Genomic DNA, 14,891 nt, shown 5'->3' on the forward strand with positions numbered 1-14,891 from the left:
ATCACCGGTCGACCTCCCCGAACACGATGTCCATCGTGCCGATGATCGCGGCAACGTCAGCCAATTGGTGGCCACCAGCCACGTAGTCCATTGCCTGCAGATGCGGGTAGCCCGGTGCACGCAGCTTGGCGCGGTAGGGTTTGTTGGTGCCGTCAGCCACAAGATACACGCCGAATTCGCCTTTGGGCGCTTCGACGGCGGCATAAACCTCGCCCTCGGGAACGTGGAACCCTTCGGTGTAAAGCTTGAAATGATGGATCAGCGCTTCCATCGATGTCTTCATTTCGCTGCGCTTGGGGGGCGTGACCTTGCCGCGGGCCAGAATGTCGCCCTGCCCTTCGGGCGCGCGCAACTTTTCGATGGCCTGAAGGATGATCTTGGTCGATTCGCGCATTTCGGCCATGCGGCACAAATAGCGGTCATAACAGTCGCCGTTCTTGCCAATCGCGATCTGGAAATCGAATTCATCGTAGCATTCATAGGGCTGGGCCCGGCGCAAGTCCCAGGCCAAGCCAGAGCCGCGCACCATCACGCCCGAAAACGCCCAATTCTGGATATCTTCTTCCGAGACCACGCCAATATCCACGTTCCGCTGCTTGAAGATGCGGTTTTCCGTCAGCAGCGTGTCCAGATCGTCGAGCTTTTCAGGGAATTCATGTGCCCATTGTTCAATGTCATCCAGCAGCGCTGGCGGCAGGTCCTGATGCACACCGCCAGGGCGGAAATAGGCCGCGTGCAGGCGTGCACCGCAGGCCCGTTCGTAAAAGATCATCAGCTTTTCACGCTCTTCAAAGCCCCAGACCGGCGGCGTCAGGGCGCCGACGTCCATTGCCTGCGTCGTGACGTTCAGCAGGTGGTTCAAAACCCGCCCGATTTCCGAATAGAGCACGCGGATCAGGCTGGCGCGGCGCGGCACCTCGATTCCGCAGAGCTTTTCGATGGCCATGCACCACGCATGCTCCTGGTTCATCGGCGCGACGTAGTCCAGCCGGTCCAGATAGGGCAGGTTCTGCAGGTACGTCCGGCTTTCCATCAGCTTTTCGGTGCCCCGGTGCAGCAGCCCGATATGCGGATCGCACCGGGTGACGATTTCGCCATCCAGTTCAAGCACAAGGCGCAGCACACCGTGCGCCGCCGGGTGTTGAGGCCCGAAGTTGATGTTGAAATTGCGGATCTTCTGTTCGCCCGTCTGGGCATCGTTGAAGTTGCCGTCCATCGCTCAGATCCTCGCCAGATTGGCCTGCCACGCATCTGGCAGTGGGCCATAATGCTGTTCGGCATAGGCGTATTGCGGGGCCAGAAATTCTGCCGCATCGCGCCGCTGCCGATCATTCAGTTTTAACGGTTCGCCCTTGTGAACATGGGGCATGAGTTCGACCGGGACATAGCCGATCGCAAGAAAATCGCACAGGCGCTTCAGCCCGTCGCCCTGCAGCACCTCTTCGGAAAACCCGACGAACAGGCGGTCGCTGGGGACTGCCTGGCGCAGCTTGTCCAGGATCGCGGCGTAATCGCCGCGCTTGGCGATATGGCGTTCCATGTCCTTTTTCACGGTTCGGTTCAAGATGCGCTTGGCCTTCAGCGGCACTTCTTCACCCGGCTGACAGTTGCGCACAGCCTGCATACGCACGTGGCTCCAAAGCCGCTCGATCGGGTCGCGCATCAGGAACACGAAACGCACATGAGGCGACAAGGCAGCAATCCGCGCCATGCGCGCTTGCGACAACAGCGCATAGCCAGGCGTAATATCGCCCACCAGCTTTGCGTCCCCCGCCCCGTCCATCAGGTAGTCCAGATAGGCCGCATCGCCGTCGTCACCCAGTTGCAGCAATGTAACCAGATCGTCCACGTCCTTGATCTGCCGGTCCAGGTTTCTGACCCGCCAATCCTCGCCCGCGTCGCGGCAGCGATCCTGTTTGGCAACGCGATCCTGGCGCAGCCGCCCCAGCGTGCCCAACTGATGGTCGTAATCGTCGAATTCGACCGTGTCGAAGTAGTGAATTTCCTTGACCGAGCGCAGATGACAATCGGCGTGATCGTGCAAATAGCGATAAAGCGAGGTGGTCCCCGCTTTGGTCGCGCCTGCGCAGATCATGATTGTCGGCTCGGTTGCCACTTAGACCTCTTTCTTCTCGTCGCCGGGCAGGATGTATTCCGCGCCTTCCCACGGGCTCATGAAATCGAACTGGCGGTATTCCTGAACCAGCTTGACCGGTTCGTAAACGACGCGCTTTTGCACTTCGTCGTAGCGCACTTCGACATATCCCGTGGTCGGAAAATCCTTGCGCAGAGGATGGCCGCGAAACCCATAGTCGGTCAGGATGCGGCGCAGATCCGGGTGGCCGGAAAAGAGAATGCCGAACATGTCGAACACTTCGCGTTCGAACCAGTTGGCAGACGGATGGATCGAAGTGATCGAGGGCACCATATCGTCTTCGCGCACCGGCAACTTCAGGCGGATGCGCTGGTTCTGGTACATCGACAGGAAATGGTAAACCACGTCGAACCGCGCGGCCCGTGCCGGATGGTCCACTGCAGTAATGTCGATCAGGGTCGAAAATTTGCAGGTCGGATCGGTGCGCAGGAAATCAACGAACCCCTCTATCTGGCCCGGGGCCACGTTGACCGTCAATTCGCCGAACGTTACCTCGTAGCTGGCCACGCAATCGGGACGCTTGAGCTCAATATGCGCGCCAAGCTGCTCCAGTGCTTCGCTCATGGGCGTTACCTCGCGATGGTGCCGGTACGGCGGATTTTCTTTTGCAGCTGAAGGATGCCGTAAAGCAGCGCCTCGGCCGTTGGCGGGCATCCGGGCACATAAACATCCACAGGTACGACGCGGTCACAGCCGCGCACCACCGAATAGCTGTAGTGGTAATAGCCGCCGCCGTTGGCACAGGACCCCATCGAAATCACATAGCGCGGCTCGGGCATCTGGTCGTAGACCTTGCGCAATGCGGGGGCCATCTTGTTCGTCAGGGTGCCGGCAACGATCATCAGGTCCGACTGGCGCGGGGATGCGCGCGGTGCGGTGCCAAAGCGTTCCAGATCGTAACGCGGCATGGAAACCTGCATCATTTCCACGGCGCAGCATGCCAACCCGAAGGTCATCCAGTGCAAGCTGCCGGTACGGGCCCAGTTGATAATGTCCTCGGTCGAGGTCAGCAAAAAGCCCTTGTCCTGCAGTTCCTGGTTCAGAGACTGGGTGGCGACCTCGCGGTCGGCGCCGGCGGTGTTGGCGCCGGTCTGAACGCCCTCGCTCATCACTCCCATTCCAGCGCCCCCTTCTTCCATTCATAGGCGAACCCGATGGTCAGCACGCCCAGGAACACCATCATCGACCAGAACCCGACCAGGCCGACATCCTTGAAGGCCACGGCCCAAGGGAACAAGAAAGCGATTTCCAGATCGAAGATGATGAACAGGATCGCCACCAGGTAGAACCGGACGTCGAATTTCATCCGCGCGTCATCAAATGCGTTGAATCCGCATTCGTAGGCTGACACCTTTTCCGCGTCGGGGTTGCGGACAGCGAGGATCAGTGCAGCAACGATAAATACGATACCAAGTGCGGCACCCACACCAAGCAGGACGAGGATTGGGAGATATTCCCGAAGCATTTCTTCCAAGGGTGGCTCCTTTCACGCGCGCGCGGCGCATGTGTGTGGCTCGTTGGCTGGTTTAGCGCCGCTGGTCGAAAGCGTCAACCAACGGGCGTGCCCAAAACCATTTAAGTGTCGGGGCAAAAATTACTTTGTATGCAATGGCGTGTCTGAATTGGGTGTACTGGCCAAATATTCACCACAGCGACCTGTTTTTGATCGGCAGACAGGCCGGTGCCGGGCGCGTCAGGCGGGCGCATCTGCATCGCCGCCGTGGCCCGTCGCCTGTGCATAAGGAACGATGGGATGGCGTTGGTCTGAAATGGCGCCAGAGCAGCCATCATCCCCCATGACCCATGCGCCAGACCGGCCCGCCTGCCCCGCCCCGTGCGGATCGGGGCCAGACGGATCGATTCAAACCTCAGGCCTGACTGCGCATGGACTGGGCCATCGCGGCCGCTTCGGCCAATATGTCGGCATCTAGCCCGGTGTCGTAGCCCAGTTCGCTGAGCCGCGCGTGCACCGCTTCGGTGGCCACGTTACCGGCAGCCCCCGGCGCATAGGGGCAACCGCCCAAACCGCCTACGGCCGCATCGAACACACGAAGGCCCTTTTCCAAAGACGCTTCGATATTGTCCAACGCGCGCCCGGCGGTATCGTGGTAATGGCCGGCCAGATCCTCGGCCGGGACGGCATCAAGCACCGCATCGAGCATCGCGGCCGTGCTATCTGGCGTGGCCTGGCCAATCGTTTCGCCCAGCGAAATCTCGTAGCAGCCCATGCCGTAGAGCAAGGCGGCAACCTCGGCCACCTTTTCCGGCGGGGTCGGCCCATCGAAAGGGCAATCGGTAACGCAGGAAATATAACCGCGCACCCGGATGTTTGCGGCGTTTGCCTGATCCATCACGGGGCGGAAGCGGTCCAGGCTTTCAGCGATGGTGCAATTGATGTTCGCCTTGGAAAATCCTTCCGAGGCAGACGCGAAAATCGCGATCTCGTCCGCGCCGGCATCCACTGCCCGCTCGAACCCGGTGGTGTTCGGGGTCAGCGCCGCATAGCTGACCCCCTGTGCACGCTTGATGCCCTGCAGAACGTCGCCGCTATCGGCCATCTGCGGCACCCACTTGGGGCTGACGAAACTGGCCACCTCGATTCGTCGGAAACCAGCACGCGACAGGCAATCGACCAACGCGATCTTGGCCTGCGTAGGGATGCGCGCTTTTTCATTCTGCAGCCCGTCGCGCGGGCCGACTTCAAAAATTTCAACGTTCATTGGCTCACTTCATAGAAGTCCTGGGTGTAGAATTCCTGCGGACCGTCCTGCTCTTTGGCCGCCTGGAACGCCGGGCGCGCCTGCATGCGGTCCCAGTAGGCGCGAAGGTTGGGGAATTTGTCGAAGCGAACGAAATACGGCGCAGCCATGAGGTTATACCCCAACATGGTGTCAGCGCCGGAAAAGCCGCTTTCCAGAATAAATTCGCGATCCCCAAGCAAGCGTTCCAGCGGCTTGAGCGTTGCAGCCAGGCGGGCGGCTTCGATTTTCAGCAACGCAGGTGAGCGCGCCTCGACCGGGCGCAAGAAAATCCATTGCAAATTGAGGTTTGCAAGGATGCAGGCCTGAGTTTCGGCAAAATGCAGCGCCTCAAGAAAGGGGATGCGTTCGGGATCGCCGGGCGCCCGACCAAGCCCGTGTTCGGCGCGCGTTTCGCACAGATATTCGGTAATCGCGCCGCTTTCGTAGATGGTGGTGCCATCAATTTCCAGCGCCGGCACCCGGCCCGCAGGCGACACGCCCAGAAATTCGGGGTCGCGCAAAGATCCGTCAGAGATCCGGTATAATTTCAGATCAGGCTTGATGCCCATTTCATGCAGCAGCCACAGAATTCTAAATCCGCGCGCAGCGGGCACATGGTGCAAAATTGGCGTCTTCATTCTTCCTCCTCCAAGGCGATTAGCGCAGCGCCAGCTTCCACTTGATCGCCCGCCTGCGCAAGCACTTCGGACACGGTGCCATCGCGCGCTGCCAACAGGGCATGCTCCATCTTCATTGCTTCCAGAATGGCCAGCCGTTCGCCTTTGGCCACGCTAGCGCCCGGCTCGACGAAAATGTCGCGCACCAGCCCGGGCATCGGCGCCGTGATGACATTGCCGGCCGCGCCTTCGCTGACCACGTCCAGCGGGTCGATGATGGAAAAACTCCACGTGACAGGGCCACAGACATGCACCTGCCGACCGCGCAGAAATGTCGGATATCCTGCCGGTTGGACTTGCCGATCACCGATCTGTGCCGTTGTCCCGGACGGGGTGATTTCCAGCACGACGTCGATGGGGTCGTTTCGCTCAAGCGAAACTGTCCGGCGCAGCGGCGACCAGAGCGTGAACCCGTCATCCGCAGGCGCGGCGGCGGCCAATGCGCCCGCTGCCACAGCTGCGTCCGGTGGCTCGGGAACTTGCGTCAGCTGGCTGCCGTCACGCTCGATCAGGCCCGTGTCCACGTCGCCACCAGCAAAGCCGTCATGCAGGGTCAGGTTTCGAAGAAATGCAAGGTTTGTGACAGTTCCGCCCACATCAGTGCCCTCAAGCGCGCGCGTGAGTTGAGAAAGTGCAATCTCGCGGGTGGGTCCGTGGGTGGTGATCTTGGCAATCATCGGATCATAAAACGGGCTGATCACATCGCCCTCGCGCACGCCGCTGTCGATCCGGGCCTGCTTGGGAAAGCGAAGCAAATCCAGCGATCCGGTGGCGGGCAGAAAATCGTTCGCGGCGTCCTCGGCATAGAGCCGCGCTTCGAAAGCGTGGCCGGTGATGTGCAGATCGCCTTGGGCGGCGGGCAGAGGTTCGCCCGCAGCAACGCGCAATTGCCATTCGACCAGATCGACCCCCGTGATCGCTTCGGTTACAGGGTGTTCGACCTGCAGGCGCGTGTTCATTTCCATGAACCAAAAGCCGTCCGGGCGCAGTCCGTCCGCCCCGGCCACGATGAACTCGACCGTGCCGGCGCCCTTGTACCCGATCGTCTTTGCCGCGCGCACCGCGGCTTGCCCCATTGCGGTGCGCATTTCATCTGTCATGCCCGGCGCGGGGGCTTCTTCGATGACCTTCTGGTGGCGGCGCTGAAGCGAGCAATCGCGTTCGAACAGGTGCACCGCATCTGTTCCATCGCCAAAGACCTGCACTTCGATATGGCGCGGTTTGAGGATGTATTTTTCGACCAGCACCGCGGGATTGCCAAAGGCGGCTTGCGCCTCGCGTTGTGCCGAAGCCAACCCGTCGGCAAAATCCTCTGGCCGCTCGATCAGGCGCATGCCTTTGCCGCCGCCGCCGGCCACCGCCTTGATCAAGACCGGGTAACCGATCTGGTCTGCTTCGCCCGCCAGCAATTTGGGGTGTTGTTCGTCGCCGTGATAGCCCGGCACAACCGGCACGCCCGCCTTTTCCATCAAAGCCTTGGCCGCATCCTTCAGCCCCATGGCCCGGATCGCATCAGCTGACGGTCCGATAAATGTCAGGCCCGCCGCCTCGACGGCATCGACGAAATCCGGGTTTTCGGAAAGAAAGCCATAGCCGGGGTGAATGGCCTGAGCGCCCCGTTCGAGCGCCGCCGCGATGATGACATCGCCGCGCAGGTAGCTGTCGGCAGGTTGAGGTCCGCCAATATGCACCGACTCGTCACAGGCCGCGACATGGGCCGCGCCCGCATCCGCGTCGGAATAGACCGCAACAGTGGCCACGCCCATTTTACGCGCGGTCCGGGCGATCCGCACGGCGATTTCGCCTCGGTTGGCAATCAGTATCTTATGGAACATCAGGGCCTCCTCCAGCCGCCGTTCATCAGGTCTGCGCCCTGGTGTGACATGTGTTGGGTGATTTGCGCGGCCGGTTGCATGGCCTGGATCGCGGTGATGCCTGCATCCACGCTGGCGCCTGCCCCGTCCGTGGGCCTATCGCCCAGAGCCGCCAATCTGGCGGCCTTGGTGACGGCGTCATCGGCCAAGGGGGCCGACAAGATGGGCAGTTTCACAGCCAAACGCTTTGCGGAACGCGGGGTGATCATGGCGCGCACCCCGGCGTCCGCGATCCTTGCAAGCGGCTCGCAGAGCCGTTCGGGATCAGGATAAAATCGGGCACAACGAATAGCGTTTCGCCGCCCGGCTTGCGCCATGCGGCCCGGTCGGCGAGCCGGCCTTGCGGCGGGGCATCTGAACCGGGTGTCTTGGAAAGTCACAGCCATGGCGCCCTCACATCCGGAACACGCCAAAGCGCGTATCTTCGATCGGGGCATTCAGGGCGGCGCGCAGGGACAAGGCCAGAACCTCGCGCGATTTGCGCGGGTCTACAATTCCGTCATCCCACAGACGCGCCGAGGCATAGAGGGGATGCGACTGGCGTTCGAACATGTCGATGGTGGGTTGCTTGAAGGCGGCTTCTTCCTCGGGGCTCCATTCCCCGCCCTGCCGCTCGATGGCGTCGCGCTTGACAGTGGCCAGAACGCCGGCGGCCTGTTCGCCGCCCATCACCGAGATGCGCGCGTTGGGCCATGTCCACAAAAAGCGCGGCTGGTAGGCGCGCCCGGACATGCCGTAATTGCCCGCGCCAAAGCTGCCGCCCACCAACATCGTGATCTTGGGCACCGAGGTGCTGGCCACGGCTGTGACCATTTTTGCCCCGTGGCGGGCGATACCTTCATTTTCGTACTTTCGCCCGACCATAAAGCCGGTGATGTTTTGCAGGAAAACCAAGGGGATCTTGCGCTGTGAGCACAGTTCGATGAAGTGCGCGCCTTTTTGGGCCGCTTCACTGAAGAGCACGCCGTTGTTGGCGACGATCCCCACGGTGCAGCCCTTGACCGCCGCGAACCCGGTGACCAGAGTATCGCCGAAGCGCGGTTTGAATTCGTCGAAATAGCTGCCGTCGACCAGCCGCGCGATCACCTCGCGGATGTCGTAAGGGGTCCGCAGGTCGGCCGGAACGACGCCCAGGATTTCTTCGGGGTCATACGCGGGATCTTCGCCCTGCCCCCAATCAAATGCCGGCCCCTTGGCCAGCGATCCAACCGCGCGACGAGCCAGCGCCAAAGCGTGGCTGTCGTCTTCGGCCAGGTAATCGGCGACGCCCGAAAGGCGGGTGTGAACGTCTCCGCCACCCAGCTCTTCGGCGCTCACGACTTCGCCGGTGGCCGCTTTTACCAGCGGCGGGCCGGCCAAAAAGATCGTCCCCTGTTCCTTGACGATGATGGTCACGTCCGACATGGCCGGCACATAGGCCCCGCCCGCCGTGCACGACCCCATGACCACGGCGATCTGGGCGATGCCCTTGGCGCTCATCCGGGCCTGATTGTAAAAGATGCGTCCAAAATGATCGCGGTCTGGAAAAACCTCGTCCTGGTTGGGCAGGTTCGCGCCGCCGCTGTCGACCAGATAGATGCAAGGCAGATGGCATTCTTCGGCGATTTCCTGGGCGCGCAGGTGTTTCTTGACCGTCATGGGGTAATATGTGCCGCCCTTTACGGTGGCGTCATTACACACGACCATCACGTCGCGCCCCTGCACCCGTCCCACGCCTGCCACGACACCGGCGCTTGGTGCGACGCCGTCATACATGTCGTGCGCCGCGGTCGCGCCAATCTCAAGGAATGGAGACCCGGGATCCAGCAGGTTCGCAACCCGGTCGCGCGGCAACATCTTGCCCCGCGCGACATGCCGCTCGCGGGACTTTTCGCCGCCCCCTGCGGTCGCTATTTCGGCGGCACTGGCCACTTGGGCCAGCGCGTCCAGATGGGCCGCGCGGTTCGCTTTGAACCCATCCGATGATGGCAGTGCCTGAGATTTCAGCTTCATTCCATTTTCCCCAAATCCCGTAGTTCCAGGGCGCGCTCGGCAGTCTCTGCCAGCAGGCAGTCTGCTGCCGCAATGCTGCGCATCGATCCCCCGCCCCATAGTTCGTAGTTCAAATCGCATTCTGCGTCGCGAAAAGCGATCCATGCCCGCTGCGCCGCACGCAACTGGTCGGGCAGATGTGGCTCTTGCAGCGCCAACGTGGACATTTTCGCCTGATAGGCCGCGTTCAACAGAGCGTCCCACACCGATGTTTCTGCCTGAAGGCACCCTGCGATGCCATGGGTAGTGCCGTTGCCCGGTGCCGTCTGACACGCATCTGCGGCCTGGCGCAAACATGGTGGCGCCGTCTGCCCCGCAGGGGCGTTGGCATAGCATGCGCTGATAAACGGCTGATCCACCCAGGGCGTTTGCCCAGACGCGGCCACGGGCCAGAGCAACAGGAAAAGCAAACGGATCATGCCATCGCCTCAGCCGTGCCCCGGTGTTTCAATCCCTTGGCGATCATCCTGCGGCGGGCGATCATTGGCGACGCGTTCAGAAAAGCGATCATTTTCGCAAAGCGATAGGCCGCCAGTCGCGGTTTGACATGTACTTTCAACGCCGCATCGACACCGACCGCGCGGCCTTTGTCTGCAAGCCACGTTGTGAAAACCCGGGGACGCGACATGTTGATCTTGCCCCCCAAGCGCACCTGCGCAGCCCCCCTGTCGGCGCGGGTGCCGCAGCCCTGCGCCGCCCTGTTCAGCCGGCCCGCAATGGACCGGCCGAATGCGACGCACAAAACGACATAGGTGGCGACCGGGCGACGCATCAGCCCATGGCACCCATCAATTCGCGCCCAACCAGCATGCGGCGGATTTCGGACGTGCCTGCGCCGATCTCCATCAGCTTGGCATCGCGGAACAGACGGCTGACCGGGCTTTCGTTCATGAACCCTGCGCCGCCCATGGCCTGAACAGCTTGGTGCGCCTGCACCATCGCCTGCTCGGAGGCATAGAGGCAGCAGGCCGCGGCATCTTGCCGGGTGATCCGACCATCGTCGCACGCCTTGGCGGCCTCGTAAATATAAGAGCGCGACGTCATCAGCGCTGCATACATGTCGGCGATCTTGCCTTGCATCAATTGGAAATTGCCAATCGGTTGGCCGAACTGCTTGCGTTCGGCCATATAGGGCATGATTTCGTCCAGACAGGCCGCAATGATCCCCGGACCGATGGCCCCCAGAACAACACGTTCATAGTCCAGCCCCGACATCAGAACGCGGACACCTTTGCCTTCTTCGCCCAGCACGTTTTCGAAGGGCACCTCGACATCTTCAAAAACCAGCTCGGCCGTATTCGATCCACGCATCCCCAGCTTGTCGAAATGGGCGCTGGTGCTGAAACCTTTCATCGATTTCTCGATCAGAAACGCCGTGATTCCCTTGGGGCCTTTGTCCGGATCGGTCTTGGCATAGACCACCAGCGTATCGGCATCAGGCCCATTCGTAATCCAGTACTTGGTGCCGTTCAGAACATACCGGTCGTTCCGCTTTTCAGCCCGCAACTTCATCGACACCACGTCGCTGCCAGAGCCCGCCTCGGACATCGCCAGAGCGCCGACGTGGCGACCGCTGACCAGATCGGGAAGATACTTTGCCTTCTGTTCATCGCTGGCATTCAGGCGGATCTGGTTCACACACAAGTTCGAATGCGCGCCGTAGGACAGGCTGACAGATGCGCTGGACCTTGCCAGTTCCTCAACCGCGACCGCATGGGCCAGATAGCCCATGTTCGCGCCGCCATATTGTTCGGGCACCGTAATGCCAAGCAGCCCCAATTCGCCCATTTCGGTCCAAAGCTCGGCCGGAAACTCGTTCGATTTGTCGATGTCCGCAGCCATCGGCCGGACGCGCTCTTGTGCCCAGGAATGAACCATGTCGCGCAACGCGTTGACGTCATCGCCAAGGTCAATCTTCATCTCGGACGTGAACATAGATTCTCCTCCCCCCCATGGGCATTTATTGAACACTTGTTCATTTAACGGAGACTCGCAGCATCCGTCAATCACATTGCCCCCCAACCGGCCACGCTTCAACCTGGGCGGTTCAACCTTCGGCGCCACGCTTTATGCTGGTTGATAAACCGCCCCCACCTCGGCGCGGATGATACGCGCGATCAGGGCGCAATCGTCCAGCGAAAACGTCAAGGGCAGCCGCATGTCCATCAGCCCCGCCAGGACACGATCGGTTCTGGGCAGATGCCGCGGCCTGGCATAGCGCCAACTGTCGTAGCGTGAGGTGAAGCCCGAAGGTTCTTTGGCGCCGAACCACTTCAATTCAACGCCCCGGGCCCCGGTCCTTTCGATCACTTGCATAATCCTGTCCGGGGTCCACCCGGGCAGTTGGAACTGAATCGACGATCCCACGAACGACTCTTCTTCAGGGCGGTCGATCAGGCGCAGGCCCGGTGTGTCACGCAATCCGTCTTCGACAACGCGGTAGCGCTCAGTCCAGGCGGCGCATTGCGCGGGCAGCGCAGCAAGCTGCGGGCGCAGGATGGCCGCGCGCAGATTGTCCATTCTGCCCGAGACGTTTGGAACCTCGGGCTGGAGCTTCGTGAAATATTCCGGTGGCGGTGAGGCCTTGTGCCGATCAAACAACATGTAGCTACCAGACAGCAGGATCGCGCGCGCCATGAGCGTGGGATCGGCGCTGGTGATCAGCCCGCCCTCGCCCGCATTCAGATGTTTGTAGGTCTGCGTCGAATAGCACGCCATGGCGCCGTGACGCCCCGACATGACCCCCCGCCAGGTGGCGCCCATTGTATGCGCGCAATCCTCGATCACCACCACGCCGGCCGCATCACAGATCCGCATCAACCGGTCCATGTCGCAGATATGTCCCCGCATGTGGCTGAGCATCAGAACACCCGCGCCCGTTGCCGCAATCTGTTCGGCCAGGTCCCGCAAATCGATGGTCAGATCATCGGTCACTTCAATGAAATGCGGCTGCGCACCCACAGACGCGATCGCGCCGGGGACAGGGGCCAGGGTAAAAGCGTTCGTCAGAACGGTGTCCCCCGCCCCGATGCCAAGCGCGCGCAGCGCCGTGGCCAGCGCGTAGCCCCCCGATGCGACGGCCAGAGCATAGTCCACCCCCATGGCCTGTGCGAATTCCTGTTCCAGCAATGCGGCTTCGCCCACCTCGTCGGGGGCGACGTTATAGCGGTGCAACCGCCCCGACTGCATCACGCGCAGCGCGGCGTCGATCCCGGCCTGCGGGATCGGTTCTTGTTGCGTGAAACTGCCTGTAAATCTTTCGCTCATGGGGTCAGCTTTGGCCGCTTGGGCGGGCCGGGTCAATCCAGCACCTTCGCGACGACCCGTTGTAAATCGTCGAAATGATCCAAAAGCGCGTGCGGCGCCAGCCTGGCAATCTCCGCGCCTTCGGGGCCGAAGGACACAAGCACACACGGCACACCCGCAGCGCGTGCTGTATCGCGGTCGGTTTGGGTGTCGCCAATCAGGCACGACGCTTCGACACGCCCTCCGGCCCGCTGAACCGAAGCCACGAACGGCGCCGGGTCGGGTTTGCGGGTGCGCAGCGTGTCTGCCCCGACCAGGGCATCGAACAAGTCGGCAACCCCCAGCTGATCCAGCAAGATACGGGCCAGACCTTCCGGCTTGTTCGTGCAAATCGCGGTCCTGGCCCCGGACGCACGCAGCGCCTTGATCGCGTCAACGGCACCGGGATAAAGCGTGGTGTGTACGCAGATCGCATCACGATACGCGTCCAGAAGGATCGGGTAGTAGCGGTCGATCACCGGGCCGGGATCGCTGTGCCCGGTGCGCCGCAGCCCTTCGGCCAACATGCCGCGCCCGCCAGAAAAGGCCACAGCCTGATCTTCGCGCCCCAGCAACGGCCCGTGCCCCATATCCGCAAAGCATGCGTTGGCGGCGGCCAGAAGATCACCGCTGGTATCGGCCAGAGTGCCATCAAGATCAAAGACAATGGTGCGCATGTTCCAGCCGATGTAACCTGTCGTAAATACATGTGAAGCGGGCAAGGCTTGCAGCAGACCCGCACTTGGTTAAAACGGCTGGCAACCAAAGAAAAGAGCAGAACATGTCCGCAGCCCTCATAATCCTCGCCGCCGGCCAAGGCACAAGGATGCAATCCGACCTGCCCAAAGTCCTGCACCAGATTGGCCACGCGCCGCTGTTCGTGCATGCAATGGCCGCGGGCGCGACCCTTGCGCCGGCACGCACGGTACTTGTCGCCGGGCACGGCGCCGACGCCGTGCGCGCGGCTGCAATGGCGCACGATCCGGACATCACGGTTGTCGTGCAGAACGAACAGCTGGGCACCGGCCACGCAGCCGCACAGGCCCGCGACGCGCTGGCCGGGTTCGATGGCGATGCCTATGTTCTGTTTGGCGACACCCCCTTTATCAGCGCGACAACCCTTCAGGCCATGGCGGACGCGCGCGCGCATCACGATATCGTCGTTCTTGGGTTTCAGGCCGCCGATCCGGGCCGGTACGGGCGGTTGGTCATGGCAGGGGATACGCTCAGACGAATCGTGGAATTCAAAGATGCCTCAGATGAAGAACGCGCCATAACATTCTGTAACTCTGGCGTTTTGTGTTGCTCTGCTGATCCGTTGTTCGACCTGATTGATGGCACCAGAAATGACAACGCCGCAGGGGAATACTATTTGACCGACGTTGTCGAGGCCGCCTGCGCACGGGGCCTTTCCGCCACCGCCATCGCCTGCAGCGAAGCCGAAACAATGGGGGTCAACACCCGCGCCGATCTGGCCGCCGCCGAGGCTGTTTTCCAAGATATGCGCCGCGCAGAAGCGCTGGAAACGGGAATCACATTGCAAGCCCCGGACACGGTGTTCTTCGCCTTTGACACGGTGATCGGCCGGGACGCGGTTATCGAACCCAACGTCGTATTCGGACCAGGCGTGACGGTTGAATCCGGCGCCCGCATCCGTGCCTTTTCGCATCTGGAAGGGTGCCACGTCAGCGCTGGCGCGACGGTCGGCCCCTACGCCCGCCTGCGACCCGGGGCGGAAATCGGAAACGACGCGCATATCGGCAATTTTGTCGAAGTGAAAAATGCCGAGATCGGCGAAGGCGCCAAGATCAACCACCTGACCTACATCGGCGACGCCGACATAGGCGCGGGTACGAACGTCGGGGCGGGAACCATCACCTGCAATTACGACGGCGTCTTCAAACACCGCACCGTTATCGGTCAGCACGCATTCATCGGGTCGAACACGATGCTGGTGGCCCCGGTCAATGTGGGCGATCGGGCCATGACAGGCTCGGGCTCGGTGATCACGCGCGACGTGCCGCCTGGCGATCTGGCGGTGGCGCGGTCCAGACAGGACAACAAAGCGGGCCTTGCGGTGCGTCTTATGGACAAGTTGCGCGCGGCCAAGGCGCGAAAGGAGTAACCC

At 61.7% G+C, this 14,891-nt stretch carries 16 protein-coding genes; 1 reads left to right on the plus strand and 15 read right to left on the minus strand.

Annotated features, from left to right (window positions below; translation table 11 throughout):
- Window position 1: 1 nt before the first annotated feature.
- The 15 genes from ACP2AV_RS09360 to ACP2AV_RS09430 all read right to left on the minus strand — a co-directional run bounded on the left by ACP2AV_RS09360 (window position 2) and on the right by ACP2AV_RS09430 (window position 13,440).
- Window positions 2–1,216, minus strand: coding sequence for an NADH-quinone oxidoreductase subunit D (locus ACP2AV_RS09360; protein ID WP_426372413.1), 1,215 nt, complete (start codon window positions 1,214–1,216; stop codon window positions 2–4).
- A 3-nt stretch (window positions 1,217–1,219) separates the two neighbouring features.
- Complete coding sequence (locus tag ACP2AV_RS09365) at window positions 1,220–2,116, minus strand: sulfotransferase (protein ID WP_426372414.1); 897 nt, start codon at window positions 2,114–2,116, stop codon at window positions 1,220–1,222.
- Entirely contained in the window at window positions 2,117–2,719 is a 603-nt protein-coding gene (locus tag ACP2AV_RS09370; RefSeq protein WP_426372415.1) for an NADH-quinone oxidoreductase subunit C, read from the minus strand.
- A gap of 5 nt (window positions 2,720–2,724) precedes the next feature.
- Window positions 2,725–3,264 carry a NuoB/complex I 20 kDa subunit family protein gene (locus ACP2AV_RS09375; RefSeq protein WP_426372486.1) on the minus strand — a complete coding sequence of 180 codons (540 nt, stop codon included), beginning with the start codon at window positions 3,262–3,264 and terminating at the stop codon, window positions 2,725–2,727.
- Entirely contained in the window at window positions 3,264–3,629 is a 366-nt protein-coding gene (locus ACP2AV_RS09380; protein WP_426372416.1) for an NADH-quinone oxidoreductase subunit A, read from the minus strand. The genes ACP2AV_RS09375 and ACP2AV_RS09380 overlap by 1 nt, the downstream gene beginning before the upstream one ends.
- A 394-nt stretch (window positions 3,630–4,023) precedes the next feature.
- Window positions 4,024–4,875 carry a hydroxymethylglutaryl-CoA lyase gene (locus ACP2AV_RS09385; RefSeq protein ID WP_426372417.1) on the minus strand — a complete coding sequence of 284 codons (852 nt, stop codon included), beginning with the start codon at window positions 4,873–4,875 and terminating at the stop codon, window positions 4,024–4,026.
- On the minus strand, window positions 4,872–5,534 hold the full coding sequence (locus tag ACP2AV_RS09390; RefSeq protein WP_426372418.1) for a glutathione S-transferase family protein: 663 nt from the start codon (window positions 5,532–5,534) through the stop codon (window positions 4,872–4,874). Before ACP2AV_RS09390 ends, ACP2AV_RS09385 begins: the two co-directional genes overlap by 4 nt.
- Window positions 5,531–7,408, minus strand: coding sequence for an acetyl/propionyl/methylcrotonyl-CoA carboxylase subunit alpha (locus ACP2AV_RS09395; protein ID WP_426372419.1), 1,878 nt, complete (start codon window positions 7,406–7,408; stop codon window positions 5,531–5,533). Before ACP2AV_RS09395 ends, ACP2AV_RS09390 begins: the two co-directional genes overlap by 4 nt.
- Entirely contained in the window at window positions 7,408–7,656 is a 249-nt protein-coding gene (locus ACP2AV_RS09400; protein ID WP_426372420.1) for a hypothetical protein, read from the minus strand. The genes ACP2AV_RS09395 and ACP2AV_RS09400 overlap by 1 nt, the downstream gene beginning before the upstream one ends.
- 184 nt (window positions 7,657–7,840) lie before the next feature.
- Window positions 7,841–9,439: a carboxyl transferase domain-containing protein gene (locus ACP2AV_RS09405; protein WP_426372421.1), complete on the minus strand. Its 1,599-nt coding sequence runs from the start codon at window positions 9,437–9,439 to the stop codon at window positions 7,841–7,843.
- Complete coding sequence (locus tag ACP2AV_RS09410) at window positions 9,436–9,897, minus strand: lysozyme inhibitor LprI family protein (protein WP_426372422.1); 462 nt, start codon at window positions 9,895–9,897, stop codon at window positions 9,436–9,438. Before ACP2AV_RS09410 ends, ACP2AV_RS09405 begins: the two co-directional genes overlap by 4 nt.
- The gene (locus ACP2AV_RS09415) at window positions 9,894–10,250 is read right to left on the minus strand and encodes a hypothetical protein (RefSeq protein ID WP_426372423.1); all 357 of its coding nucleotides are present in this window, start codon (window positions 10,248–10,250) and stop codon (window positions 9,894–9,896) included. The genes ACP2AV_RS09410 and ACP2AV_RS09415 overlap by 4 nt, the downstream gene beginning before the upstream one ends.
- A complete protein-coding gene (locus ACP2AV_RS09420; protein WP_426372424.1) occupies window positions 10,250–11,413 on the minus strand; it encodes an acyl-CoA dehydrogenase family protein in 1,164 nt (387 codons plus the stop codon). Before ACP2AV_RS09420 ends, ACP2AV_RS09415 begins: the two co-directional genes overlap by 1 nt.
- A 132-nt stretch (window positions 11,414–11,545) precedes the next feature.
- Window positions 11,546–12,745: a DegT/DnrJ/EryC1/StrS family aminotransferase gene (locus ACP2AV_RS09425; RefSeq protein ID WP_426372425.1), complete on the minus strand. Its 1,200-nt coding sequence runs from the start codon at window positions 12,743–12,745 to the stop codon at window positions 11,546–11,548.
- A gap of 32 nt (window positions 12,746–12,777) precedes the next feature.
- Window positions 12,778–13,440: an HAD-IA family hydrolase gene (locus ACP2AV_RS09430; protein WP_426372426.1), complete on the minus strand. Its 663-nt coding sequence runs from the start codon at window positions 13,438–13,440 to the stop codon at window positions 12,778–12,780.
- Window positions 13,441–13,544: 104 nt separating this feature from the next.
- Here ACP2AV_RS09430 and glmU point away from each other — a divergent pair, with 104 nt between their 5' ends.
- Window positions 13,545–14,888 (plus strand): bifunctional UDP-N-acetylglucosamine diphosphorylase/glucosamine-1-phosphate N-acetyltransferase GlmU, encoded by a 1,344-nt coding sequence (gene glmU, locus ACP2AV_RS09435; protein ID WP_426372427.1) that lies wholly within the window; start codon window positions 13,545–13,547, stop codon window positions 14,886–14,888.
- Window positions 14,889–14,891 lie beyond the last annotated feature (3 nt).

Origin of the sequence: Aliiroseovarius sp. PTFE2010, assembly GCF_049943335.1 — a bacterium.
In the GTDB taxonomy this organism is placed as follows: Bacteria; Pseudomonadota; Alphaproteobacteria; order Rhodobacterales; family Rhodobacteraceae; genus JBNFVY01.